General features: G+C 60.4%; 25 protein-coding genes and 1 riboswitch. Of the genes, 11 read left to right on the plus strand and 14 right to left on the minus strand.

Features of this window, described 5'->3' with window-relative positions; genetic code table 11:
* Window positions 1–87 precede the first annotated feature (87 nt).
* Together BRD58_RS02325 and BRD58_RS02330 are read left to right on the plus strand one after the other, a co-directional pair.
* Window positions 88–1,419 (plus strand): SLC5/6 family protein, encoded by a 1,332-nt coding sequence (locus BRD58_RS02325; RefSeq protein WP_034168797.1) that lies wholly within the window; start codon window positions 88–90, stop codon window positions 1,417–1,419.
* Between the two features lie 44 nt (window positions 1,420–1,463).
* Entirely contained in the window at window positions 1,464–2,780 is a 1,317-nt protein-coding gene (locus BRD58_RS02330; RefSeq protein ID WP_012847287.1) for an L-cysteine desulfidase family protein, read from the plus strand.
* A 60-nt stretch (window positions 2,781–2,840) separates the two neighbouring features.
* Here BRD58_RS02330 and BRD58_RS02335 read toward each other — a convergent pair whose 3' ends face one another.
* Together BRD58_RS02335 and ubiU are read right to left on the minus strand one after the other, a co-directional pair.
* The gene (locus BRD58_RS02335; RefSeq protein WP_069578099.1) at window positions 2,841–3,719 is read right to left on the minus strand and encodes a U32 family peptidase; all 879 of its coding nucleotides are present in this window, start codon (window positions 3,717–3,719) and stop codon (window positions 2,841–2,843) included.
* An 11-nt stretch (window positions 3,720–3,730) separates the two neighbouring features.
* Window positions 3,731–4,726, minus strand: a complete 996-nt coding sequence (ubiU, locus tag BRD58_RS02340; RefSeq protein WP_012847289.1) for a ubiquinone anaerobic biosynthesis protein UbiU — start codon at window positions 4,724–4,726, stop codon at window positions 3,731–3,733.
* Between the two features lie 303 nt (window positions 4,727–5,029).
* Here ubiU and ubiT point away from each other — a divergent pair, with 303 nt between their 5' ends.
* The 3 genes from ubiT to putP all read left to right on the plus strand — a co-directional run bounded on the left by ubiT (window position 5,030) and on the right by putP (window position 7,861).
* Window positions 5,030–5,551 (plus strand): ubiquinone anaerobic biosynthesis accessory factor UbiT, encoded by a 522-nt coding sequence (gene ubiT / locus BRD58_RS02345; RefSeq protein WP_012847290.1) that lies wholly within the window; start codon window positions 5,030–5,032, stop codon window positions 5,549–5,551.
* Window positions 5,545–6,048 carry a GNAT family N-acetyltransferase gene (locus BRD58_RS02350; protein WP_012847291.1) on the plus strand — a complete coding sequence of 168 codons (504 nt, stop codon included), beginning with the start codon at window positions 5,545–5,547 and terminating at the stop codon, window positions 6,046–6,048. Before ubiT ends, BRD58_RS02350 begins: the two co-directional genes overlap by 7 nt.
* 328 nt (window positions 6,049–6,376) lie before the next feature.
* Window positions 6,377–7,861 carry a sodium/proline symporter PutP gene (gene putP, locus BRD58_RS02355; protein WP_012847292.1) on the plus strand — a complete coding sequence of 495 codons (1,485 nt, stop codon included), beginning with the start codon at window positions 6,377–6,379 and terminating at the stop codon, window positions 7,859–7,861.
* On the opposite strand, the gene BRD58_RS02360 is transcribed toward putP, so the two are convergent.
* Window positions 7,782–8,162 carry a GIY-YIG nuclease family protein gene (locus tag BRD58_RS02360; protein WP_015460823.1) on the minus strand — a complete coding sequence of 127 codons (381 nt, stop codon included), beginning with the start codon at window positions 8,160–8,162 and terminating at the stop codon, window positions 7,782–7,784. The genes putP and BRD58_RS02360 overlap by 80 nt on opposite strands.
* Window positions 8,163–8,247: 85 nt before the next feature.
* On the opposite strand from BRD58_RS02360, the gene BRD58_RS02365 reads away from it, so the two are divergent.
* Window positions 8,248–8,703 carry a YhbP family protein gene (locus BRD58_RS02365; RefSeq protein ID WP_012847293.1) on the plus strand — a complete coding sequence of 152 codons (456 nt, stop codon included), beginning with the start codon at window positions 8,248–8,250 and terminating at the stop codon, window positions 8,701–8,703.
* 107 nt (window positions 8,704–8,810) lie between these two features.
* A complete protein-coding gene (locus tag BRD58_RS02370) occupies window positions 8,811–9,485 on the plus strand; it encodes an NAD(P)H-binding protein (protein ID WP_012847294.1) in 675 nt (224 codons plus the stop codon).
* Here BRD58_RS02370 and nrdG read toward each other — a convergent pair.
* From nrdG to BRD58_RS02425, 11 genes are all read right to left on the minus strand, one after another.
* On the minus strand, window positions 9,473–9,937 hold the full coding sequence (gene nrdG, locus BRD58_RS02375) for an anaerobic ribonucleoside-triphosphate reductase-activating protein (RefSeq protein ID WP_012847295.1): 465 nt from the start codon (window positions 9,935–9,937) through the stop codon (window positions 9,473–9,475). The genes BRD58_RS02370 and nrdG overlap by 13 nt on opposite strands.
* 83 nt (window positions 9,938–10,020) lie before the next feature.
* Window positions 10,021–12,159 carry an anaerobic ribonucleoside-triphosphate reductase gene (gene nrdD, locus BRD58_RS02380; RefSeq protein ID WP_012847296.1) on the minus strand — a complete coding sequence of 713 codons (2,139 nt, stop codon included), beginning with the start codon at window positions 12,157–12,159 and terminating at the stop codon, window positions 10,021–10,023.
* A gap of 409 nt (window positions 12,160–12,568) precedes the next feature.
* Window positions 12,569–12,856: a YqjK family protein gene (locus tag BRD58_RS02385; RefSeq protein ID WP_034168770.1), complete on the minus strand. Its 288-nt coding sequence runs from the start codon at window positions 12,854–12,856 to the stop codon at window positions 12,569–12,571.
* Window positions 12,853–13,257: a phage holin family protein gene (locus BRD58_RS02390; RefSeq protein WP_012847300.1), complete on the minus strand. Its 405-nt coding sequence runs from the start codon at window positions 13,255–13,257 to the stop codon at window positions 12,853–12,855. The genes BRD58_RS02385 and BRD58_RS02390 overlap by 4 nt, the downstream gene beginning before the upstream one ends.
* On the minus strand, window positions 13,257–13,562 hold the full coding sequence (locus tag BRD58_RS02395; RefSeq protein ID WP_012847301.1) for a DUF883 family protein: 306 nt from the start codon (window positions 13,560–13,562) through the stop codon (window positions 13,257–13,259). The genes BRD58_RS02390 and BRD58_RS02395 overlap by 1 nt, the downstream gene beginning before the upstream one ends.
* Window positions 13,563–13,834: 272 nt before the next feature.
* On the minus strand, window positions 13,835–14,248 hold the full coding sequence (mzrA, locus tag BRD58_RS02400; RefSeq protein ID WP_012847302.1) for an EnvZ/OmpR regulon moderator MzrA: 414 nt from the start codon (window positions 14,246–14,248) through the stop codon (window positions 13,835–13,837).
* Window position 14,249: 1 nt separating this feature from the next.
* Window positions 14,250–14,930: a DedA family protein gene (locus tag BRD58_RS02405; RefSeq protein WP_012847303.1), complete on the minus strand. Its 681-nt coding sequence runs from the start codon at window positions 14,928–14,930 to the stop codon at window positions 14,250–14,252.
* Between the two features lie 100 nt (window positions 14,931–15,030).
* Window positions 15,031–15,495 (minus strand): hypothetical protein, encoded by a 465-nt coding sequence (locus tag BRD58_RS02410; protein ID WP_012847304.1) that lies wholly within the window; start codon window positions 15,493–15,495, stop codon window positions 15,031–15,033.
* A 190-nt stretch (window positions 15,496–15,685) separates the two neighbouring features.
* A complete protein-coding gene (gene crcB / locus BRD58_RS02415; RefSeq protein WP_012847305.1) occupies window positions 15,686–16,075 on the minus strand; it encodes a fluoride efflux transporter CrcB in 390 nt (129 codons plus the stop codon).
* 102 nt (window positions 16,076–16,177) lie between these two features.
* Window positions 16,178–16,325, minus strand: a riboswitch (Fluoride riboswitch).
* A gap of 34 nt (window positions 16,326–16,359) precedes the next feature.
* Window positions 16,360–17,127 carry a transcriptional regulator ExuR gene (gene exuR / locus BRD58_RS02420; RefSeq protein WP_012847307.1) on the minus strand — a complete coding sequence of 256 codons (768 nt, stop codon included), beginning with the start codon at window positions 17,125–17,127 and terminating at the stop codon, window positions 16,360–16,362.
* Window positions 17,128–17,299: 172 nt separating this feature from the next.
* Window positions 17,300–18,595 carry an MFS transporter gene (locus BRD58_RS02425; protein ID WP_012847308.1) on the minus strand — a complete coding sequence of 432 codons (1,296 nt, stop codon included), beginning with the start codon at window positions 18,593–18,595 and terminating at the stop codon, window positions 17,300–17,302.
* 511 nt (window positions 18,596–19,106) lie between these two features.
* Here BRD58_RS02425 and uxaC point away from each other — a divergent pair.
* The 4 genes from uxaC to BRD58_RS02445 all read left to right on the plus strand — a co-directional run bounded on the left by uxaC (window position 19,107) and on the right by BRD58_RS02445 (window position 24,193).
* The gene (gene uxaC, locus BRD58_RS02430) at window positions 19,107–20,516 is read left to right on the plus strand and encodes a glucuronate isomerase (RefSeq protein ID WP_012847309.1); all 1,410 of its coding nucleotides are present in this window, start codon (window positions 19,107–19,109) and stop codon (window positions 20,514–20,516) included.
* 106 nt (window positions 20,517–20,622) lie between these two features.
* Window positions 20,623–22,101 (plus strand): tagaturonate reductase, encoded by a 1,479-nt coding sequence (locus BRD58_RS02435; protein ID WP_034168772.1) that lies wholly within the window; start codon window positions 20,623–20,625, stop codon window positions 22,099–22,101.
* Between the two features lie 18 nt (window positions 22,102–22,119).
* Window positions 22,120–23,610: a UxaA family hydrolase gene (locus tag BRD58_RS02440; protein ID WP_012847311.1), complete on the plus strand. Its 1,491-nt coding sequence runs from the start codon at window positions 22,120–22,122 to the stop codon at window positions 23,608–23,610.
* Between the two features lie 61 nt (window positions 23,611–23,671).
* Window positions 23,672–24,193 (plus strand): YgjV family protein, encoded by a 522-nt coding sequence (locus BRD58_RS02445; RefSeq protein ID WP_015460831.1) that lies wholly within the window; start codon window positions 23,672–23,674, stop codon window positions 24,191–24,193.
* Window positions 24,194–24,297 lie beyond the last annotated feature (104 nt).

The raw sequence follows: 24,297 nt of genomic DNA on the forward strand, positions 1-24,297 counted from the left end.
ATAATTCCCTACAGGCGGCTCCGGCACGGTAGAGACAGACTCCTATTGGCCACGGATCCCGCCGTTGAATGGCAAGTGAGAGCGACGATGGAGACGACACAAATGAGCAGTGTGGCACTGACGGATCACCCCGCCGTCACCCGGGACGGTATGAGCGACAGCGAGTGGCGGGAGGCCACCCGTTTTGACAGTACCGATGTGGGATGGGTGATTATGAGCATCGGGATGGCGATCGGGGCCGGTATCGTCTTTTTGCCGGTTCAGGTTGGGCTGATGGGACTGTGGGTTTTCCTGCTGTCGTCCGTCGTGGGCTACCCGGCGATGTATTTGTTTCAGCGCCTGTTTATCAACACGTTGGCCGAGTCGCCGGAGTGTCGCGATTATCCCAGCGTGATCAGCGGTTACCTGGGGAAAAACTGGGGGATCTTGCTGGGGGCGCTCTACTTCGTGATGCTGGTGATTTGGATGTTCGTCTATTCCACCGCCATTACCAATGACAGCGCCTCTTACCTGCACACCTTCGGCGTGACGGAGGGGCTGCTCTCGGAGAACCCCTTTTACGGGCTGGCGCTGATCTGTGTCTTGGTGGCCATCTCATCGCGCGGTGAGCTGCTGTTGTTTAAGCTGTCCAGTTTTATGGTGCTGACCAAACTGCTGGTGGTGGCCGCGCTGGGGATTGCCATGGTCGGAATGTGGCATCTGTATAACGTGGGCGCGCTGCCGCCGCTGGGGCTGCTGGTGAAAAATGCGGTGATCACGCTGCCGTTTACCCTGACGTCGATCCTGTTCATTCAGACGCTCAGCCCGATGGTTATCTCATACCGGGCGCACTGCAAATCGCGCGAGGTGGCACGCTATAAGGCGCTGCGCGCGATGAACATCGCCTTTGGCGTTCTGTTCGTGACGGTCTTCTTTTATGCGGTCTCCTTCACGCTGGCGATGGGGCATGATGAGGCGGTGAAGGCCTATCAGCAGAATATTTCCGCGCTGGCCATCGCCGCGCAGTTCATCGACGGCGGAGCCGGCAACTGGGTCACCGTGGTGAGCGTCATCCTGAATATCTTCGCGGTGATGACGGCATTCTTTGGGGTGTATCTGGGCTTTCGCGAAGCCACTCAGGGAATCGTGATGAACCTGCTGCGGCGCATGATGCCGCCGGAGCGAATCAAGGCGCGTTGGGTTCAAAACGGCATCATGGTGTTTGCCGTCCTGCTGGCCTGGGGCGCGATTATCCTTAATGCGCCGGTGCTGAGCTTTACCTCCATCTGCAGCCCGATCTTCGGCATGGTGGGATGCCTGATCCCCGCCTATCTGGTGTACCGGGTTCCGGCGCTGCATAAGTATAAGGGCGTATCCCTGCTGGTGATTATTATCACCGGGCTGCTGCTGTGTATCTCACCGCTGCTGGCCTTTTCCTGAGGGATAACGTGCAACGATAGCGGTAATAACCAAAGGTTTGAAGCATGAATACGATACAAAACGCCTGTGATACTGACGCGCTGTGGGCGGAGTTTATTCGCGCCGTGCGTCAGGAGGTCAAGCCGGCCGTCGGCTGTACCGAACCGGTCTCTCTGGCCCTGGCCGCCGCCATCGCGGCGCGTCAGCTGGCAGCGCCGGTGGATCGCATTGTCTGCCGCGTGTCGCCGAACCTGATGAAGAACGGTATGGGCGTCACGGTGCCGGGGACCGGGATGGTCGGCCTGCCGATCGCGGCGGCGCTGGGGGCGCTCGGGGGCGACGCGGACGCCGGACTGGAGGTGATTAAAAACGCCTCCGCCGCGTCGGTGGCGGCCGCCCGTGCGCTGCTGGCAGAGGGCCGGGTCAGCGTCGGTATGGAGCAGCCCTGCGAGCAGGTGCTGCTCTCCTGCGCTCGGGTTTACGCCGGTGAGGCGTGGGCGGAGGTGACCATCGCCGGCGATCATACCCGCGTGGTGCGTATCGTGCATAACGATCGCGAGATCTTTCGCGCTGCCGATGTGGCGAACGCCGCGACGGAGGCGGGATACTGTTTGGCCCAGGCCTCGCTGGCGCAGGTCTACCGTTTTGCCTGCGATGTCCCGCTGGAGCGTATCTCCTTTATTCTGGATGCGGCGGAGCTGAACGGCGCGCTGTCGCGAGAAGGGCTGCGCAGTCGCTATGGTCTGCACATCGGCGCTACGCTGGCCCAGCAGCGTGAGCGTGGCCTGCTCTCTCACGATCTGCTCAGCGAGATCATGATCCGCACCTCCGCCGCCTCCGATGCGCGTATGGGGGGGGCGGTGTTGCCGGCCATGAGTAACTCCGGCTCGGGCAATCAGGGGATCACCGCGACGATGCCGGTGGTGGTGGTCGCCGAGCATATGCAGGCTTCGCAGGAGCAGCTGGCGCGAGCGCTGATGCTGTCGCATCTGACGGCGATCTACATCCACAGTAAGCTGCCGACGCTGTCAGCCCTGTGCGCCGCCACGACGGCGGCGATGGGCGCGGCGGCCGGCATCGCTTGGCTGATCGACGGTCGCTATGAGGCGGTCGCCATGGCGATCGGCAGCATGATCGGCGATGTGAGCGGAATGATCTGCGATGGGGCTTCCAACAGCTGTGCGATGAAGGTCTCCACCAGCGCCAGCGCCGCGTTTAAGGCGGTGCTGATGGCGCTGGACGACAGCGCGGTGAGCGGTAACGAGGGGATCGTGGCGCACGACGTGGATCAGTCGATCGCCAACCTGTGCGCGCTGGCCAGCGGCGCGATGCGCCAGACGGATACCCAGATTATTGAGATCATGGCGCGCAAGGCCTCGTGAGCCACGGCGGTGACGCAAAAATTAAACGGGCGCCCTGTGCGCCCGTTTTTCCAGGCCGCCTCAGCTTGACAGGGTCAGCCCGGCCAGCTGGTTCCAGTAGCCGTTGCATTCAGCCTGACGCGCCAGCGTCAGCGGCGCATCTCCCTGCTGGTTCGCCCGGAAGCGGCTCAGCATCTCCAGCGTCTCTTCTCCCTGCGGTGAGAGGCGTACGATATCGACCAATCCCTGCATTTCCCGCAGCTGGTTGCCCAGATTGTAGCAATAGCCGCTCAGGGTCTGGATCCCGTTGAGGACGAAAACCTGCTGCTGCTCCTGCGACAGGACCCGTCGCCCTTGGGGATAGCGGATGCAGCAGGTGTCGCACTCATCCTTGGGCAGGTTTTCAGCGCGGGCGGTAAAGCAGCGGGCGGAGTAGGCCAGCGGCAGATGGCCGTAGGCGAAGACTTCGGTCTCAAACTGCCCGAGGATCCCCAGTTCATCGCACTGTTGGCGAATGTTGCGCAGCCAGTCGCGCGACAGCTCCACCGGCATGCACCAGCGTACCATCCCTTGTCGCAGCAGCAGCCGCAGCGTGACGGCGTTATAGCAGTTGAGCGCCGGGCCGGCGACAAACGGCAGGTGCCGCTCGGCGGCCAGGTTGACCGCGGCCAGATCGTTGGCCTCGATCAGAAACTCTCCGTTCTCGATATAGCGGCGTAGCTCGCTCAGTTCCGAGGGGGCCTGCAGCAGCGCCAGGGTTGACAGGACCACCTGTTTGCCGCCGTCAGCCAGCGTCCGGGCCAGAGCCAGCCAGTCGCTGGACTTGATGACCCGCCGTTTGCTGCAGACCGTTTCGCCCAGATAGACGATGTCGGCCTCGCTGGCGGCGGCGGCCCGATAGAATGCCTCTAGGCGGGCCTGTGGCCAGCAGTACAGTACTGCGCCGAGTGCGAATTGCATGGTCGGACTCCTTACTGCCATCGGCGATGATAGGCGCCGAGGGTGGTCTGCGCGCCTTCTGAAACGGCGTCGAGCGCCTCCATCCAGGCGGCGTCGGGGGTGAAGTGTTCAGGATCACGACGGCAGCGATCGATAGCCTGTCGCCACACCCGCGTTACCTGGCTGACGTAGGCCGGGCTGCGCTGGCGCCCCTCGATTTTGACTGAGGCGATATTGGCCTCCATCAGCGCCGGCAGCAGCGCGAGCGTATTCAGGCTGGTCGGCTCCTCCAGCGTATGGTAGCGCACGCCGTCGACCAGGTAGCGCCCCTTGCACAGCGTGGGATAGCCCGCATTTTCGTCATTGGCATAGCGATCGATCAGGACGTCGTTGAGGCGGGACTCCATGCCCTGCGGGGTCTGCTGCCAGCGTACGAAGCGGGCGGGCGAACAGGCGCCGACGGTGTTGGGAGACTCTCCGGTCAGGTAGGAAGAGAGGTAGCAGCGCCCCTCGGACATGATGCACAGGCTGCCGAAGGCGAAGACCTCCAGCGGCACCGGACTGCAGCGCGCCAGCTGTTTTACCTGATGCAGCGAAAGAACGCGCGGCAGCACCACGCGCGCGACCGCAAAGTGACGCTGGTAGAAGCGGATCGCCTCTTCGTTCGTCACCGATGCCTGTACCGAAACGTGGCGCTCAATGTGAGGGTAGCGTTCGGCGGCGTACTCCAGCATGGCCAAATCGGCGAGGATCAGCGCGTCAGCGCCCAGCTGGGCGGCCATATCTACCGCCCGTTGCCAGCGGCTATAGCCGTCGGGGTGGGCAAAGGTGTTGATAGCGATATGCAGCTTACGGCCGCGTTGGTGCACATATTCCAGCGCCTCCTGCAGCTTTTTTTCATTAAAATTGAGGCCGGCGAAATGGCGGGCGTTGGTATCGTCTTTCAGTCCAATATAGACAGCGTCGGCACCATTCTCTACGGCCGCTTTGAGGGCGGGCAGGTTACCGGCGGGGCACAGCAGCTCCATATGTGAATTCCTGAGTTTGGCCACGGATAACGCCGGGCGTGGCGTGTTAGGGGATGGATATCGACACCGCGGCCCGGGCGGTGTTCTGTCCGCTAGGGTGTCATTCTAGATAAGACGTTATGTAATTGTTTTGATTTCAGGCAGTTTCCGGCGTGTTGAATCACTGTTACCAGATGGCCTGCGCAACGGCGGCGGCGGCGTATTAATCCGTGACAATGACGGGCCTTTTTGTTGATATAAGACGCAGTCTGCATGGGCGGTTGTGGCAGAATAGACGCTGTCTGATCAGAAGGAGTCACTGCGGTGTTGGAACAATTGCGAGCACGCATCGTGCGTCAGGGGCCGGCATTCTTGAGCCTGCCGTTAAAAGTTACGCCGTTTGTCCTGCAGCGGCATGTGTTGGAGCAGCTGCTGGCCTGGCAGTTTCGCCAGGCGCTGGCTGAGGGCGAGCTGGCGTTTCTCGACGGGCGCTGGCTGCAGGTTGACGTGCGCGATCTCGGTCTGCGCTGGTTTGTCACCGTGCAACAGGGGACGCTGCGCGTGGGGCGTCAGCAGCAGGCGGATGTCAGCTTCAGCGCGGACGCTAACGATCTGATCCTGATCGCCGCCCGCAAAGAGGATCCCGATACGCTTTTCTTCCAGCGTCGTCTGCGTATTGAGGGCGATACCGAGCTGGGGCTGCAGGTTAAAAATCTGATGGATGCCATCGATCCTGAGCTGATGCCGGCGCCGCTGCGCCTGGCGCTGATGCAGCTGGCTGATTTTGTCGAGGCCGGTCTGCGGGAGGGCACGCCGATCGATGCGCGTGCGGTAACGTCATGCTGATCCGGGCGGAGATCCCCGTCGATGCGCCGGGCATTGATCGGCTGCTGCGCCGCTGTTTTCCGGGCGCGGACGAGGCCGAGCTGGTTTCTTGCCTGCGCGAGGATGGGCTGCTGACCCTCGGGATCGTTGCCACGGATGATGAGGGGGGCGTGGTCGGCTATGCCGCCTTCAGCCCGGTGACGGTCGACGGTGAGGAGTGCCAGTGGGTTGGCCTGGCGCCGCTGGCGGTGGATGAAGCCTACCGCCGTCAGGGGATCGCGGAGCGGCTGGTTTATGAGGGGCTGGATACCCTGAATGAGTTCGGCTATGCCGGCGTGGCGGTGCTGGGTGACCCGCGCTACTATCAGCGCTTTGGCTTTGTTAACGCGGCGCAGAACGATCTGCACTGTCGCTGGCCGGAATGCGATACGCTCTTTCAGGTGTACGCGCTGGCGCCGCAGGCGCTGGAGCAGGCCCGTGGGCGTATCGAGTACGCCGAACCGTTTAACCGTTTTTAAGCCTGTGCGGCGGGTGACGATCCCGCCGCTTATCTTCTGAACGCTTGTCGTTCTTCCCCGCTGGGTCTATCATGCTTCCCCCCGTTCGCCTGCCGGCGGGCGGGGGAGTAAGTCTGCCTGCTCCACGCATTTATCGCCATCGTCTGCGCCTCTCGCCGCGCCTGATCGCGTATTGGGCGTTTCACTGCCGTACTGCCGTACGCATCCGGGCCATAGCCCAGACAGCGGCGGTATCATCTGTGTTTCGCCCGCAGCTCCGCGCCGTGGACAGTGCCTCCTTTAACAACAAAAAAAACGGTGCGTGACACCGTGATGACAGGGGTACAGGATGAGTGTTAATACACCGACACTAATCACGTTTCTAATCTATATCTTCGGCATGATCTTGATTGGTCTGCTGGCCTATCGCGCCACCAATAACTTCTCTGACTATATCTTGGGAGGACGCCGTTTGGGCAGCGTGGTGACCGCGCTCTCCGCCGGTGCGTCGGACATGAGCGGCTGGTTGCTGATGGGGCTGCCGGGCGCGATCTTTGTCGCCGGTCTGTCGGAGAGCTGGATCGCCATCGGGCTGGTGCTAGGGGCCTACCTCAACTGGCGTATCGTGGCCGGGCGCCTGCGGGTGCACACCGAGCTGAACAATAATGCGCTGACGCTGCCGGACTACTTTACCCAGCGTTTTGAGGATAAGCAGCGCATTCTGCGTCTGATTTCAGCGTTGATTATTCTGGTCTTTTTCACCGTGTACTGCGCCTCCGGCGTCGTCGCCGGGGCTCGTCTGTTTGAAAGTACCTTTGGTATGAGCTACGAAAGCGCGCTGTGGGCCGGCGCGGCGGCGACGATTGCCTATACCTTTATCGGTGGTTTCCTGGCCATCAGCTGGACGGATACCGTGCAGGCGACCCTGATGATTTTTGCCCTGATCCTGACGCCGGTGATGGTGGTGGTCAGCGTCGGCGGCTTTGACGATGCCATGAACGCCATTGCGCAGCGCAGCCCGGCCTATCTGGACCTGTTCCGCGGGCTGGACTGGGTGGCGATCGTCTCCCTGATGGGATGGGGCCTGGGCTATTTTGGGCAGCCGCATATCCTGGCGCGATTTATGGCGGCGGACTCCCACCATACGATCCGTAAGGCACGCCGAATCAGCATCGTGTGGATGATCTTCTGTCTGGGGGGCGCGGTTGCGGTTGGCTTCTTCGGGATCGCGTTCTTCTCTACGCATCCCGAGCTGGCGCTGGAGGTGCACGAAAACAAAGAGCGAGTCTTTATCTCCCTCTCCAAGCTGCTGTTTAATCCATGGATTGCCGGGATCCTGCTGTCGGCTATTCTGGCGGCGGTGATGAGCACCCTGAGCTGCCAGCTGCTGGTGAGCGCCAGCGCGGTGACCGAAGATCTGTATAAGGCGTTTTTGCGCAAGCATGCCAACCAGCGGGAGCTGGTGATCGTCAGCCGTACCATGGTGATGCTGATCGCGCTGATCGCCATCGGCCTGGCGGCCAACCCGCACAACTATGTGCTCGATCTGGTGAGCTATGCCTGGGCCGGCTTTGGCGCCGCCTTTGGCCCGGTGATTATTATCTCCCTGCTGTGGCCGGGCATGACGCGTAACGGCGCGCTGGCCGGTATGCTGGTGGGGGCGGCCACCGTGGTCGTGTGGAAGCAATACGCCTGGTTCCACCTGTATGAGATCATTCCCGGCTTTATTTTGGCCTCGTTGGCTATCGTGCTGGTCAGCCTGGTGGGCAAAGGGCCGTCGCCGCAGATGCGGGAGCGTTTTGCGCAGGCGAATACGATTTACCTGACGAAGTAAGGTAGCCGCCGTCGGCTAACCACTGCAACAGACAGAGAGGCTGGTCGGCGACCAGCCTCTCTTTTTGTTTCTTGCTTAGCTGCTTAACGCGATACTCCAGCCGAGCGGCCAGCTCATGCGAGAGCGCGCACTGGTACGCCAGCGTCAGCGGTCCTTTACCGCGCAGCGCCTTGGCTCCCCGACCAGATTGATGCTGGTGGAGGCGACGTGCGACGTCGGTGGTGATACCGGTATACAGCGCACCACCGGCGGTACGCAGCATGTACAGATACCACGCATTATGCGCTACAGTATCCTGCATTGGGATCTCTCGGTGGGAAACGGTGGGATCAGTGTACGCGACGACGGCGCTGGGGACGAGTCCCGGCGCGGCGGTAGGAGAGGGAATGAGCAACGACGATACGCTGGCGGCCATCCGGCGTTTCCTGGCCCGTCAGCACGTTGTGACGCTGGCCGTCGGGCAAGGGGAGGCGCTGTGGTGCGCCGACTGTTTTTATGCGCTGGATGCGCCGACGATGACGCTGTACCTGCTGACCTCGCCGACCTCCCATCACGGACGGCTGATGTCGGTCAACCCACGGGTCGCCGGGACGGTGGCTCACCAGACGCGCAGCGTGGCGAAGATCCAGGGGATACAGTTTCACGGCCGGGTTGCGTGCCTTGAAGGAGAGGCGGCGGCGGCGGCGTATGCGCTCTACTATCGCCGTTTCCCGCTGGCGAGGGCCAGGCCATCGCCGGTCTGGGGGCTGCGCCTGATGCGGGTGAAGATGACCGACAATACCTGCGGCTTTGGCCATAAGCGTCACTGGGCCCGCCAGGGCGAGCCAGTGGGGGTATACTAAGAGAAGCTATCGCTGTGCGAGACGTCGGCGCGGAACGGGCGACCCCTTCCGGCGTTGACGGTGTATACCGTGGCGGAAGGCGCCAAAAAAATAGGGAGGAGTCACCGATGAACGTATTGCTTCTTGGGGCGACCGGTCTTATCGGGCGTGCGCTATTGACGCGGTTGACGTCGGAGCCCCGTGTTACCCAGATCTATGCGCCGACGCGTACGGCGCTGCCGGCGTCGGCCAAGCTGATTAACCCCGTCGGCGCAGATATCTGCCGGGCGATGCTGGAGTGGGATACCCCCTGTGACGTGGCCTTTTGCTGCCTGGGAACCACCCGCAAAGCGGCCGGCAGCGACAGCGACTTTCGCTATGTGGACTACTCGCTGGTGGTCGAGTGCGGTGCGGTCGCGCTGCAGCACGGCTGCCGCCACTATGTGGTGGTCAGCGCGCTGGGAGCCAACGCCCAGTCGCCGTTTTTGTACAGCCGCACCAAGGGGGAGATGGAGCAGGCGTTAGAGCTGCAGGCCTGGCGACGGCTCTCTCTGCTGCGTCCCTCACTGCTGCAGGGAGAGCGGGCCAAGCCGCGCCTGCTGGAGCAGATCTCCGAGCCGCTATTTCGTCTGCTGCCGGAGAAATGGAAGGCGATCGAGGCAGACAGCGTGGCGCGTGCCATGCTGCACTGTGCGCTGTATCCGGCGGAGTATCGTCTGCAGATCCTGGAGTCTGAGCAGGTGCAGCGTCTGGGCGAGACGGCGACGGGAGGGGCTGATACCGGCGCGGATCAGCGCAGGTAGTGGACGATTTGATTGCTGCTGCCGCGCCAGATCAGCATGGGATCTTTGAGATCCTGTACAAACTTGCCGTCCACCAAGACATTGATCAGCGCCACCACGGCCTGCTGCTCCGCCGTGAGCTCCTCTAGGCGATAGCCCGTCCACAGCCAGATGTCTTTGCCGCGGCACTCGGTGCGAACCCGCTGTACCAGGTGCAGGATCGTTGCCACGTTGTGCGGGTGCAGCGGGTCACCGCCCGAGAGGGAGAGTCCCTGATGGTTAATCCGGGTATCGTTGAGATCGGCAATGATGCGATCCTCCAGCGCCGTCGTAAAGGGTACGCCGGAGTCCAGGCGCCAGGTGGCTTTGTTATAGCAGCCGGGGCACTGGTGGACGCAGCCCGCAACGAACAGCGTGCAGCGGGTGCCCGGGCCGTTGACGACATCGACCGGATAATACTGATGGTAATTCATGATGTTTGTCCTGCGGGGCGCCCCCCGCAAAAGCAACCGGGCAGCGGGCTGCCCGGGATGGGATGACGATCGCCTAGGCGCGTTTAACCTATCTGACCGTTGTTCAGATGCTTGATGCGGCGCTTCACTTCTTCCTGCTTGCCGGCGTTGAACGGACGCGCATCCGGGCTGCCCAGATAACCGCAGACGCGGCGGATAACCGACACCTTGGTGGAGTCATGGTTACCGCATTTCGGGCAGGTAAAGCCTTTGCTGGTACACTCAAACTCACCGGTATAGCCGCACTCATAGCACTCATCGATCGGCGTGTTGGTTCCGTAGTAGGGGACTCGGCTATAGCTGTAGTCCCAGACATCCTCCAGCGCCTTCAGGTTGTGCTGCAGGTTAGGATATTCGCCGTAGCAGATGAATCCACCGTTAGCCAGCGGCGGATACGGCGCCTCAAAGTCCAGCTTGTCGTAGGGGTTGACCTGCTTTTCCACGTCCAGATGGAAGCTGTTGGTGTAATAGCCCTTGTCGGTGACCCCCTCAACGAGGCCAAACTCGGCGGTATCCAGTCGGCAGAAACGGTCGCACAGGTTTTCACTCGGCGTGCTGTACAGGCTGAAGGCATAGCCGGTCTCCTGTTTCCAGGTATCGGTAGCCTGACGCAGACGCTCGACGATGGCGATCGCCTTGGCGCGCAGCGCCGCGTCGTCAAAAACGTGCGTCTGGGTGCCAAACAGGGCGTTGATGGTCTCATGGATCCCGATATAGCCCAGCGATACGGAGGCGCGGCCATTTTTAAAGATGTCGGCGATGGCGTCATCCGCTTTCAGGCGCACGCCGCAGGCCCCTTCCATATACAGGATCGGCGCAACGCGGGCCTTCACCCCTTCCAGACGCGCGATGCGGGTCATCAGCGCCTTGCGAGCCAGCGCCAAACGGCGGTCGAGCAGTTTCCAGAAGGCCGCCTCATCACCCTGCGCCTCCAGCGCAATGCGCGGCAGGTTAAGGCTGATGACCCCCAGGTTATTACGCCCGTCGTGGATCATCTCGCCGTTCTCTTCGTAGACGCCAAGGAAGCTGCGGCAGCCCATCGGGGTCTTGAAGGAGCCGGTGACGTTGACGACCTGATCGTAGTTGAGAATGTCCGGATACATGCGTTTGCTGGCGCACTCAAGGGCCAGCTGCTTGATATCGTAGTTCGGGTCGCCGAATTTGTGATTGAGGCCGTCGCGAATAGCGAATACCAGCTTGGGGAATACCGCGGTCTTGCGGTTTTTACCCAGGCCAGCGATACGGTTCTTCAGGATCGACTGCTGGATCATCCGCGACTCCCAGCTGGTGCCCAGCCCGAAGCCAAAGGTGACAAACGGAGTCTGCCCGTTGGCGGTATGCAGGGTATTTACCTCATACTCCAGCGACTGGAACGCATCGTAGCACTCTTTCTCGGTACGCGCGTGGGCATAGCCTTCTACGTCGGGGATATTCCACTGCTCGGCGATTTGGCGATGCTTGGCGAAGCTGGCGCTGACGAAGGGAGCCAGCACCTCATCAATGCGGTTGATGGTCGTTCCGCCATAGATATGGCTGGCAACCTGCGCGATGATCTGTGCGGTAACGGCGGTGGCGGTAGAGATGGATTTCGGCCGCTCGATTTCTGCGTTACCCATCTTAAAGCCGTTGGTCAGCATGCCTTTCAGATCGATCAGCATACAGTTGAACATGGGAAAGAACGGCGAATAGTCGAGATCGTGGTAGTGGATCTCTCCGCGCTCATGGGCCTGCACCACGTCACGCGGCAGCAAATGCTGTTTGGCATAGTGTTTGGCGACGATCCCCGCCAGCAGATCGCGCTGGGTTGGGATAACCTTACTGTCTTTGTTGGCGTTCTCATTGAGCAGGGCCGCGTTGCTCTGTTCGATCAGTCCGCGAATATCCTGATTAAGACGGCCACGCTGCTCACGGGCAACGTCACGATCGTGACGGTACTCGATATAGGCGCGCGCAAGCTGCTTATAGTTGCCCGCCATCAGTTGGTTTTCTACGGCGTGCTGGATGTCGTTGATATCCACACGCTCGCGATCGGCCATCTGCATAGCGACTACGCGGGCAACGGTTGCGCAGTAATCGGCATCATCCACGTCAGCGGCCAGCGCTGCACGCAGCACCGCTTCCTTGATACGCTGTTCGTTGAAGGGTACCTGACAACCGTCCCGTTTAATCACTATAGGTTTCACCGTTTTCTCGCTCCTGTGATTGTGGTGTGCATCCATCTACCGGTTATCCACAGCACAAAGCCGCGTGAAATCAGGCTTTACGCGCGTTGTGTGGATGCTTTGTGGATAACTACTATATATAGGTGTTCGTTTACGTCAGAGACACTATATATGGGAATGGCGATTTGATAAAGTAAATTTTATTGACCTGAATCAATGATTTTTAGCATCGGTAGAATCGTTATACAGAGGGTGATCAGCACCGTTTTTTAATAATGTAATAATGATTTTTTGTATAAAAAATGCGCTAATGGTCACGTGGGGTAGGCTATGGGCGCATATGTACCCCCGCATCAGCGCGGGAACGCGTGGTGGGTAAGGGGGCATCAGCGACGCGCAGCGGGTCCGTACGCGAAGATGCCGGCGGCGATCATGGGTAGAAGGTGCGGCGTGCCAAACGCAGGGTGCTCCACAGGCCTACGGCCCGTTTTATACCGCTTAGCAGACGGGAGGGATGACGGGCGGCGTAAACGGCGGCCAGGCCAGCGGCCAGCGACAGGGTACGCCGCAGACGCCACAGCGTGGTCAGGGTGCGGTCCACGTTGATACACAGCCGCTCGGCGCGCAGCGATTCGGTATGCAGATCCACGCGCTGCTGCGCGATTTTTTGCAGCAGCCGCGCTTTTTCAGCGGCCAAGGACTGACGTTGGCGGTTCATGGCTTCTCCCGACGCTCCAGCAGCTGACGATCGATCTCAAGCTGTTTGCGGGTGGCCAGCAAAAAGGTAGAGCGGCGCGCTTTTGTCAGCGTCCAGATCGCGCCGACGCAGGCCAGCAGCAGCAGCAGAGCGGTGGCTATCCCTAAGGCCATCAGGCGATAGGCTGGCTCGACGGCCCAAAACAGCAGTACCAGCAGGCACATCAAACCGAAGGCGGTAAACAAGAGCGTGACGCCAGCCATCAGCAGCAGCTGAATGAGGTTGGCTTTCTCCTCTTCCAGCTCGACAACCGCCAGGCGTAAACGGGTTTCCGTCATACCGACCAGCAGGGTGACGATGCGTCGGGCTGTACCCAGGATCCCGGCGGCGGAATCCTGGGTGGGGGAGGTGTCGCCTGCCATTAGCGACGGGCCAGCAGCACGCCAAGCACGACGCCGACGGCGGCGCCGATGCCAACGCCGGTCCAGGGATTATCCCGGACATAGTCATCGGCTCGCCCGGCCATTTCCCGGGTCTGGGTCGCCACGTTTTCACCGGCCTGGCTCAGGCGTTCACGGCTGTTGTGCAGCGCGTCATGGGCGCGGGCGCGCAGTTTTTCCAGTTCGGCCTTGGGCTTATCGGTGGATGAGTTGAGCACATCTTCCAGCGCGTCAGCCAGGGACTTCAGCTCGGCACGCAGATGTTCAGCGGTGGAATCGTTAGTCATTCTTACGCTCCTTCACGTTACTGATTAGGACTTTCAACATAGCGGGCTTTTACAGAGAGTGCAAAGGGTATAGCTAGATAACATTCTGTAATAACTTAGCTTTGTCGTCATATATTGTAGACGGTCAGCGTCGCGCCGCAGGGATTCTGCCAGGCAGAGATCGCCCCTCCATCCTCTATCATAGTTGTTCTTGGGCACCCTATGGGCGGAAATAATCTCACTTTTAGCCCAAGCGGGAGGAGCGGTGCGGGAAAGTCTCTTCCCGCCGGGGATTAGCTGTTGCGGCCAGCGCTGTAAGAAAGGGCGGCGGCGGGGCGTTCGCTCTTATGAAACAGCGAGCGATGCAGGATTTTATCAGCGATGCTATAGCCGGGCGGCAGCTCACGCTGCAGCACCTGCAGCGCCAGCGCCTGCTGTTCGGGGTGCGCCAGACGTACCACCAGCCCCTCCCTGTCCGGGGTGATGCTGGTGATGCTGACGCCGTTCTCGTCCAGCTTTTGATAGACAAAAAAGCCGTCGGGCGTGGCCAGGCCGCTGTGGGTCGCCCGGATCTGCAGGGAGACCTCTTTATGGCCCAGCTGCGGTAAGATCACCGCCGTGAGGGCGGCGACGATGAACAGCAGTAGGCCCAACATGCGTTTCCAACCCTGCCGACGGGTAAATGGCTGTGAGTTTGCCTGGTTCACGTCATTTCCTCGGGCTTTTACCGGTGGCATGGGCGTGTTTTTTCCGCCACAGCACCAGCAGGGAACCGCACAGGCCAAAGACCAGCAGCACCAGCGGCAGCAGCATCAGCAGGTTCATCAGCTGATCCTCATAGCGTAGGAACAGCGGCGTTTTGCCCAGCACATAGCCCAGGGAGCTTAGGATCAACACCCACAGCAGGCCGCTTATCCAGTTGAAGAACTGAAAGCGCGGACCGTTCAGCCCGGAGAGGCCGGCAATCAGCGGCAGAAGGGTGCGAACGAAGGCGAGAAAGCGCCCAATCAATAGCGCGGCCAGGCCATGGCGATGGAACAGCTGGTGAGCACGCTGATGGTAGTGGGCGGGCAGATGTGAAAGCCATTTCTGGACTAAGTGGGTATTGCCCAGCCAGCGTCCCTGTAGGTAGCCCACCCAGCAGCCGAGGCTGGCGGCGGAGGTCAGCACCAGCAGCGTCAGCGGAAAATCCATGGTATCGCGGGCGATCAGCACCCCGACCAAAATAAGCAGACTGTCTCCGGGCAGGAAAGCCGCTGGCAGCAGGCCGTTTTCCAGAAAAAGGATCACGAACAGAATGCCGTAAATCGTCCAGACCAGCGAAGGGTTCGCCAGCGTCTCATAGTCCTGATGCCACAGGGCAGTGATTAATTCTCTAATAATATCCATCGCGAATTCCTAGCAGAAACCTCGGAGATCGTTTGCCGGTCTGGCGCTGTGATAGCGCCGGGCGATCCGCTAACGTATCACCTGATACAACACCGTCAGTTTAGGCGAGCGCTGGGTGATAGGTGACCTGACCGCGGTAAAGGATATTACTCTCTTTCCATCCCCCCAGCCGATTTTGGTGGGGCGGTAGCTGCAGCGTTCGCAGCAGAATGCGCGATAGGCGCGCATAGTGGCCGTCGTTGCCCGGCGCCTGGGGGCGATAGGGCTGACGGGTCTCCGGCGGCGGGACGTCCGGTGGGATAAGGCCGTTGCGCACCACCTCGCTGCCGCCGCAGATATGCAGTCGGATCAGCGCGGTGATCTTACGATTGTGCGGTATCCGGCTCAGGCAGTGGCTGCCCGCCGGATCGCGGTAGTTTTCGCTGAAGACCGCCGTATTGCAGGGAAACTGGCTCAGCGGAAGCGTGGTGACGGCCTGAGAATGCCATGCGCCTATTTTGCCGATGGCCGTGGCGGCCCAGCAACACAGTAACAGCAGCAGAGAGGCAGAGGTTACACGCTTCAATATTTTGTCGTTTCCGGATACAGACAGAAAAACAGGCGCTCACTTTAGCAAAATCGCCCACCTGGAGACAGCACAAAATGGGGGTTTCCTGGCCAAATCAGGTGAAATCCGATGTTTTTTCTCCGGCGGTTTTGTCCTACAAAATCGCCGGAATGGACTGATATGGCGCGGATTATCCGCTGCCAGCGCGTCAGGCGCTGCGGGACAGTAACAGATAGTAACCTGCGCTCACGGCCGCCATACACAGGATCAGATTGAGTACGACGTTTAGCATCGCCTTCATCCAGAAACCTTCGCTAAACAGGGCGAATGTATCAAACGAGAAGGTGGAAAAGGTGGTCAGCGCACCGAGAAAGCCAACGCCAATCAGCGGGCGCCAGTGCGGCGCGATCAGGGTACCGCTGTTCAGCATTGAGACCAACGCCCCCATGATGAAGCAGCCAATGACGTTGACCGTGAGCGTGGCGTAGGGAAAACCGCTGCCAAACCACGCGCTGAACCAGTTGGTGATTTGAAAACGGCTAATGGCGCCGAGCGCGCCGCCGCAGGCGACGACCAGCAGCGTGAGGCCATAATTCATGGCAGACTCCTTTACAAACCTAAGCTGGGGGAATGCGCAGGCCACGGAAAACGATCTCGCCGGGCAAACGCAGGCCACCCATTAATTAATGGGAAACACACCGTTTTGCCAGGCGTCATCAGCACAGGATTAGGCGAGGTCGCTCGCTACGACGGCAGTGCGACCCATATCGGCTCGCGCTGCCGGCTATCCCCGGCGGTTTTTAATTCATTTTTTGAATTAAAGGTGGAACACCATCACCGGTAGATATTATAGGAGCCTATTTATCTCAGATACAATGGGGATTACTTACCGCCGTTGGCCACCGCGTCAAGATGCACGACGGGGTTCTCGGCAAACAGGTAGCGATCGACGTTGAACTCAAAGTCGTCTGTCGTGGCGTGGAACAGCATCTGCTTGGTGTTCTCCAGGTGCTGCCACATGGCGATTTTGGCGCCATAGGGATCTTTACGGATCAGCGCCTTAAGAATTTTATCGTGATCCTCGCACCAGCTTTCGATCGATTTGTCATCGATATGCTCGTGCAGCTTTAGCCAGTAGGGATTATGGGTACGCTGGCTCCACATCTTTTCTACGATGGTGGCCATGGCGCTGTTCTGGGTCGCCAAAGCCACCTGGACGTGGAACTTGAGATCCCACTCCGAGTCGCGGAAGCGATCTTCCTGGCGCGCCCGCTCCTGGATCTCCATCAGCGCGACGATATCCTGCTTGGTAACCTGGGTCGCGGCAAATTCGGCGATATTGCTTTCAATAAGCTGGCGTGCCTGCAGCAGTTCGAACGGTCCGGCGCTGGCAAACTCAATGGCGTTGTCCGGCTGAATCAGCGACTTGGGCTGATTATTGATGACATGAATGCCGGAGCCTTTACGCACCTCAACATAGCCTTCGACCTCCAGCATGATGATGGCCTCCCGCACGACGGTACGGCTGACGTCCATCTCTTCGGCGATAAAACGCTCGGCGGGCAACTTATCGCCGACGGGATAAACGCCGCCTTCAACGCGCTGTTTCAGTTCGGCGGCAAGCTGTTGGTAGAGTCTCGTGCATTCCATATTCGTGCTCGGCTAGGGTTGGTAACGCGGGTGGCTCAGGGCCACGGTGCGAGTTGTTATACCACTTTCATCGGGCAGTCACCAGCGGCAAGCATACAGAGTGTGAGCCTTCGTGGACAAAATCCGTGCGGAAAAGGGTCCGCCCGCGGGGGGACCCTTTGACATGAATAGGTTAGGCGTTTGCGTTAGCCGGGCGAGGGATCGGCTGCGGATCGTTGGCGGTACGGTTTTGCAGTACGGTCCAGATGATCAGGGCGCCCAACAGATCAAAGACGGCCAGGGCGGCGAACAGCGGACTGAAGCCCAGGGTATCGGCCAATGCGCCGACCACTAAGGCAAACAGGGTACTGGCGGTCCAGGCCGCCATGCCGGTTAGGCCGTTGGCCGTGGCGACCTCATTGCGGCCAAAGACATCGGAAGAGAGCGTGATCAGCGAGCCGGAGAGCGCCTGATGGGCAAATCCGCCGATGCACAGAAGGGCGATGGCGATATACGGGCTGCTGAACAGGCCGATCATGCCGGGGCCAATCATCAGTACGGCACCCAGTGTGACGACCAGCTTACGGGAGACGATCAGGTTGACGTTGAAGTACTTCTGAAACAGCGGCGGCAGGTAGCCGCCGATGACGCAGCCCAGATCGGCGAACAGCATCGGCATCCAGGCGAACATGGCGATCTCTTTCAGATTGAAACCGTAGGCCTTAAACATAAATAGCGGGATCCAGGCGTTAAAGGTGCCCCAGGCCGGCTCTGCGAGGAAGCGCGGCAGGGCGATACCCCAAAACTGGCGGTTACGCAAAATCTGCCAGGCCGACATGCGGGTGGCGTTATCGCCCTTATGCTGCGCCTCTTGACCGCTCAGAATGTACTGGCGTTCTTCATCGCTCAGGCGCTTTTGATCCTGGGGCTGCTTGTAGAAGATAAGCCAGCCGATCGCCCACAGCAGGCTCAGGGCACCGGTAATGATAAAGGCCATTTCCCAGCTGTGGACCATGATGGCCCAGACCACCAGCGGTGGTGCAATCATGCCGCCGATAGAGGAGCCTACGTTGAAATAGCCGACGGCGATCGAGCGTTCTTTGGCCGGGAACCACTCTGACGAGGCTTTCAGACCCGCCGGGATCATGGCGGCCTCGGCCATCCCTACCGCGCCGCGGGCGATAGCCAGGCCACCCCAGCTGTTGGCCAGCGCCGTTCCCATGCAGAACAGCGCCCAGAGTACAGCAAAGACCGCATAGCCGACTTTGGTACCCAATAGATCCAGCACGTACCCGGCCACGGGTTGCATGATGGTATAGCAGGCAGAGTAGGTCGCGATGATATAGGAGTACTGTTGGGTTGTGATGTGCAGGGTGTCTTCCAGCGCGGGTGCGGCCACGGCAATGGCGTTGCGCGTCAGATAGCCTAGCACCGTACCAATGGTGACCAGGCCGATCATGTACCAGCGTAATCCTTTAATTTTACGCATTTAAACTCTCTCCCCGTTTAAGGTATTACCGATAGTGCACGCGTGACGGATACGGGGCGGCCAAGACCCATATCCGCGTCGGCGGGTGCTCGTTCACTTTCCTGCTGGAAAGACATGGTTGGCGTATACCGAGCGCTCCCGTGGCCCTGACAGTGGCTGGGGGGCGTGCGGAGATCGCCGCGACGGTACGCCGATGGATGATTGGCCAAACCACAATGGGCTAAATTGGTTGACCTACAGCCGGGTTAGTGCGACGGCTAAGATAACTTGTCATACAGATTCAAAGGTTGAGAGCTATCACAAAAACCATAATTGGATTGCTGAATAATAATTGGGATGACCAACGGTCGTGAAAGTGAGCTGAATGGCGCTTTTAGCACCGTGACGCGACGTTTTTTGTCATGCAGTCCGCAAACCTGGATAAAGTTCTGGACTAACTTTTAAATTGGTGTGATAACTTCCGCCAGCGCCCCCGTGCGAGCGCATCAACCGCATCTGAGGAACCCCGATTATGTCTCCGTTTTTGACCGAAGATTTTTTGCTTGATACCGAATTTGCCCGCCGTTTGTACCACGATTATGCGGCAGAACAGCCTATTTTCGATTATCACTGCCACCTTCCGCCGGAGCAGATCGCCGAAAACTATCGTTTCAAAAACCTGTATGACATCTGGCTAAAAGGTGACCACTATAAGTGGCGTGCGATGCGCACCAACGGGGTAGCGGAGCGTTTTTGCACCGGAGAGGCCAGCGATCGCGAGAAGTTTCAGGCGTGGGCCGAGACGGTGCCGCACACCATCGGTAATCCGCTGTACCACTGGACCCATCTGGAGCTGCGTCGTCCCTTCGGCATCACCGATACGCTGCTGTCTGCCGCGACGGCCGAGGATATTTGGACCCGCTGCAACCGAATGCTGGCGGAGGATAGCTTTACGGCGCGCGGCATCATGGGCCAGATGAATGTGAAGATGGTGGGCACCACCGACGATCCGATCGACGATCTGCGCCATCATCGGACGATCGCCGCCGACAGCAGCTTTACGACCAAAGTGCTGCCAAGCTGGCGCCCAGATAAAGCGTTTAATATCGATGCCGCGCTGTTCTCTGACTATATCGCGAAGCTGGGCGCCGTGGCCGACGTCGATATCACCCGCTTTGCCGATCTGTGTCAGGCGCTGAAGGTGCGCATGGATTACTTTGCCGCCCACGGTTGTAAGGTCTCTGACCACGCGCTGGATGTGGTGGTCTACGGCGAGGCAGATGATGCGACCCTGGATGGGATCCTGGCCCGCCGTCTGAGCGGCGGTACGCCGAGCGAGACCGAGGTCGCTCAGTTCAAGACGGCCGTGCTGCTGTTCTTGGGCCGCGAATATCAGCAGCGCGGCTGGGTACAGCAGTACCACATCGGCGCGCTGCGCAACAACAATACGCCGATGTTTGCGCGTCTGGGAGCGGATATCGGCTTTGATTCGATTAACGATGCGCCGGTCGCGCAGCCGCTGTCGCGTCTGTTGGATGCCCAGAGCCGCAACGGCGGACTGGCGAAAACCATTCTGTACTGCCTGAATCCGCGTGATAACGAAGTGCTGGGAACCATGATCGGCAACTTCCAGGGCGAGGGAATGCCGGGCAAGATGCAGTTTGGCTCAGGCTGGTGGTTTAACGATCAGAAAGACGGTATGCAGCGCCAGATGACGCAGCTGGCGCAGCTGGGGCTGCTGAGCCGCTTTGTGGGAATGCTGACCGATAGCCGCAGCTTCCTCTCCTATACCCGTCATGAGTATTTCCGCCGCATCCTGTGCCAGATGATCGGGCGCTGGGTCGCGCAGGGTGAGGCGCCCGCCGATATTGCCCTGCTGGGGAGCATGGTGAAGAACATCTGCTTCGACAACGCGAAAAGCTACTTCGCCATTGAGCTGTAATCGCTGACCTACGGCAGCCGGCGTTTGCCGCCCGCTGCCGCTAAATCCAAATTTGACTGTGACGGGCCGCCGCAGGGCGGAGGGCCCGCTATTGAGGTGGATCCTGATGCAAACCCTGAACCGTCGTGATTTTCCTGGCCGCCAGCACCCGGATAAAGTGATCCAGTTTGGCGAGGGTAACTTCCTGCGCGCCTTCGTCGACTGGCAGCTGGATCTGTTGAATGAACATACCGATCTGGATGCCGGGATCGTGGTGGTCCGCCCGATCGACAGCGATTTCCCGCCGTCGCTGAACTGCCAGGACGGTCTGTATACCACCATCGTGCGCGGGTTGAACGAACGGGGAGAGGCGGTATCGACCAGTCGGGTGATCCGCAGCGTTAACCGTGAGTTGAACGTCTATCGCGAGTTTGATGCATTTCTGGCGCTGGCGCGCGATCCGAACATTCGCTTTGTCTTCTCCAATACCACGGAGGCGGGGATCAGCTATGCGCCGCAGGATCGCCTGAGCGACGCCCCGCCTTCTAGCTTCCCGGCCAAGCTGACGCGCCTGCTGTATGAGCGCTTTTGTCACTTTGACGGCGCCGCGGATAAAGGCTGGGTGCTGCTGCCCTGTGAACTGATCGATTACAACGGTGAGGCCTTGCGCGAGCTGGTGCTGCGCTACGCCGAACAGTGGGATCTGCCGCCGGCGTTCACCGTCTGGCTGACCGAGCACACGACGTTTTGCGCAACCCTGGTTGACCGCATTGTCACCGGCTATCCGCGCGATGAGGCCACGTCACTGTGCGATGCGCTCGGCTACCAGGATAGCTTCCTGGATACCGCAGAATACTTCTATCTGTTTGTGATTCAGGGACCGCAGTGGCTGGCGCAGGCGCTGCGCCTGGATGCCTATGCCGCCGCGCAGGGGCCGTTGAATATTCGTATCGTTGAGGATATTCGCCCTTATAAAGAGCGTAAGGTGGCGATTCTGAACGGCGCACATACGGCGCTGGTGCCGGTAGCCTACCTGGCCGGTCTGGATACCGTGGGTCAGAGCATGGACGATGCCCAGGTGGCTGCATTCGTCGAGCAGACGATCGCCCAGGAGATTATCCCGCAGCTGGATCTGCCCATCGAGGAGCTCAACGCTTTTTCCGCGGCGGTAATTGCCCGCTTCCGTAATCCCTATATTCAGCACCAGCTGCTGTCGATAGCGCTTAACGGGATGACCAAATTCCGGACCCGGATCCTGCCTCAGCTACTCTCTTACCGCGCCCGCCAGAACGCGGTGCCGCTACGTCTGAGCTTTGCGCTGGCGGCGCTGATCGCCTTTTACCGCGGCGAACGCGACGGCCTGCGCTATCCGCTGCAGGATGATGCCCATTGGCTGGCGTTTTACGCCGCGGGCTGGGAGGCGGTGCGCGCAGGGGAGCAGACGCTGGAGCAGCTGGTCAGCGCGGTGTTGGCGCAGTCGGCGCACTGGGGCGAGGATCTCAACGGTGTCCCCGGGCTGACGCAGCAGGTGAGCCGCGCGCTGCAGGCCATTGAACAGCAGGGAATGCGCGCCGCGCTGGGCGCGCTGCTGGCATCATCTTATTAACGGAGCGGGTCGAGTCATATGCAAAGTATCATTAAGATCCACCCTCAGGATAACGTGGCGGTCGCCCTGCGCGATCTTGCGGCCGGAGAGACGATAGCGCTGGACGACGGTGCGCTGACGCTGCGCGACGCGGTGCCGCGCGGGCACAAGGTCGCGCTGTGCCACCTGGCGCCGCAGGCGATGGTGATCAAGTATGGTTTGCCGATTGGCCATGCGTTGACGCCCATTGCCGCCGGCGATCACGTGCATGCCCAGAACCTGCGTACCAACCTCAGCGATCTGGACAGCTACCAGTATCAGCCGGACTTCGCCGCGCCGACGGCGCAGCCGGCGGATCGCGCGATCTCCCTGTATCGGCGCGCCAGCGGCGAGGTGGCCATTCGCAATGAGCTGTGGATCCTGCCGACCGTCGGCTGCGTCAACGGCATGGCTCGTCAGATGCTGCAGCGCTTTCTGCGTGAAAGCGACGGAGCATCGGCGATCGATGGCGTCCATCTGTTTACCCATCCGTTCGGCTGTTCACAGTTGGGCGATGATCACCAGAATACCCGTACCCTGCTGCAGAATATGGTGCACCACCCGAACGCCGGCGGCGTGCTGGTGGTCGGGCTCGGCTGTGAGAATAACCAGATCGCAGCGTTTCGCGAGACGCTGGGCGACTATGATCCGGCGCGGGTGCGCTTTCTGGTGTGCCAGCAGCAGGATGATGAGGTGGAGGCCGGAACTGAGGCGCTGCATGAGCTGTATGGCGCCATGCGCGGCGATCGTCGGGAGCCAGGCCGTCTCAGTGAGCTGAAGTTTGGCCTGGAGTGCGGCGGTTCGGACGGCTTCTCCGGCATCAGCGCCAACCCGCTGTTGGGGCGTTTTTCCGACTATGTGATCGCCCACGGTGGCACCAGCGTACTGACCGAGGTCCCGGAGATGTTCGGCGCTGAGCGGATCCTGATGAGCCGCTGCCGCGATGGGGAAACCTTTGAAAAGACGGTCGCGATGGTCAACGATTTCAAACGCTACTTCATCGATCATCAGCAGCCGATCTATGAGAACCCCTCGCCGGGCAATAAGGCCGGCGGCATCACAACCCTGGAGGAGAAATCCCTCGGCTGTACGCAAAAGGCCGGGCAGAGCCAGGTGATGGATGTACTGCGCTACGGCGAGCGTCTGCATACGCCGGGGCTGAACCTGCTCAGCGCGCCGGGAAACGATGCGGTCGCCACCAGCGCGCTGGCTGCCGCCGGGTGCCATATGGTGCTGTTTAGCACCGGCCGCGGTACGCCCTACGGCGGCTTTGTACCGACGGTGAAGCTGGCGACCAACACGCCGCTGGCGGCGAAGAAACCGCACTGGATAGATTTTGACGCCGGTCAGCTGCTGCAGGGCAAGCCGATGGCGCTGCTGCTGAGTGAGTTTATCGATCTGATCGTGGCGATCGCCGACGGCAGACAGACCTGTAACGAGAAGAATGACTTTCGTGAGCTGGCCATCTTTAAAAGCGGTGTAACGCTGTAACCGCCGTCGGATCGCGGGGGCCGCCGCGGGGCGAGCTCCCGCCCCTTAAGGGATTAACGCTATGAGCGGTGAGCTTCTGTTTGCCCAGGGGGTAGGCGTCGTCGCCTTTCTGGTCGGGATTACGACGTTTTTCAACCGCGATGAGCGCCGTTTCCGTCTGCAGCTGGCGCTGTACAGCGCGATCATCGGCGCCCATTTTTTTCTGATGGGCGCCAGCGCCGCTGGGATGAGCGCCGAGCTGAACGCGATCCGTTCGGTGGTGGCGACGCGTACGCGCAATGTCTGGATTATGGCGCTGTTTATTGCGCTGACCCTCGGGCTGGGCGGCTGGGAGCTGAAGCACCCGGTTGAGGTTCTGCCTATCGTGGGTACGATTGCCAGCACCTGGGCGCTGTTCCGCTGCCGCGGCTTGACCACCCGCTGCGTCATGTGGTGCTCCACCGCCTGCTGGGTGATCCACAATCTGTGGCTGGGCTCGCTGGGGGGCTCGCTGATCGAGGGCAGTTTCCTGCTGATCAATGGCTATAACATCGTCCGCTTTTACCGCATGCAGCGGCGCGGCATCGATCCCTTCCGCTCGTAGCCTCCGGCGAGGCGTCGTCAGGCGAAACATCGCTATCCCCCGCATCGTCGGGGGCATTCAACCGACAAAAAACGGGCGCCGCGGCGCCCGTTATGCCATGTCAT

Origin of the sequence: Edwardsiella piscicida (assembly GCF_001896205.1) — a bacterium.
GTDB classification, from domain to species: Bacteria; Pseudomonadota; Gammaproteobacteria; order Enterobacterales; family Enterobacteriaceae; genus Edwardsiella; species Edwardsiella piscicida.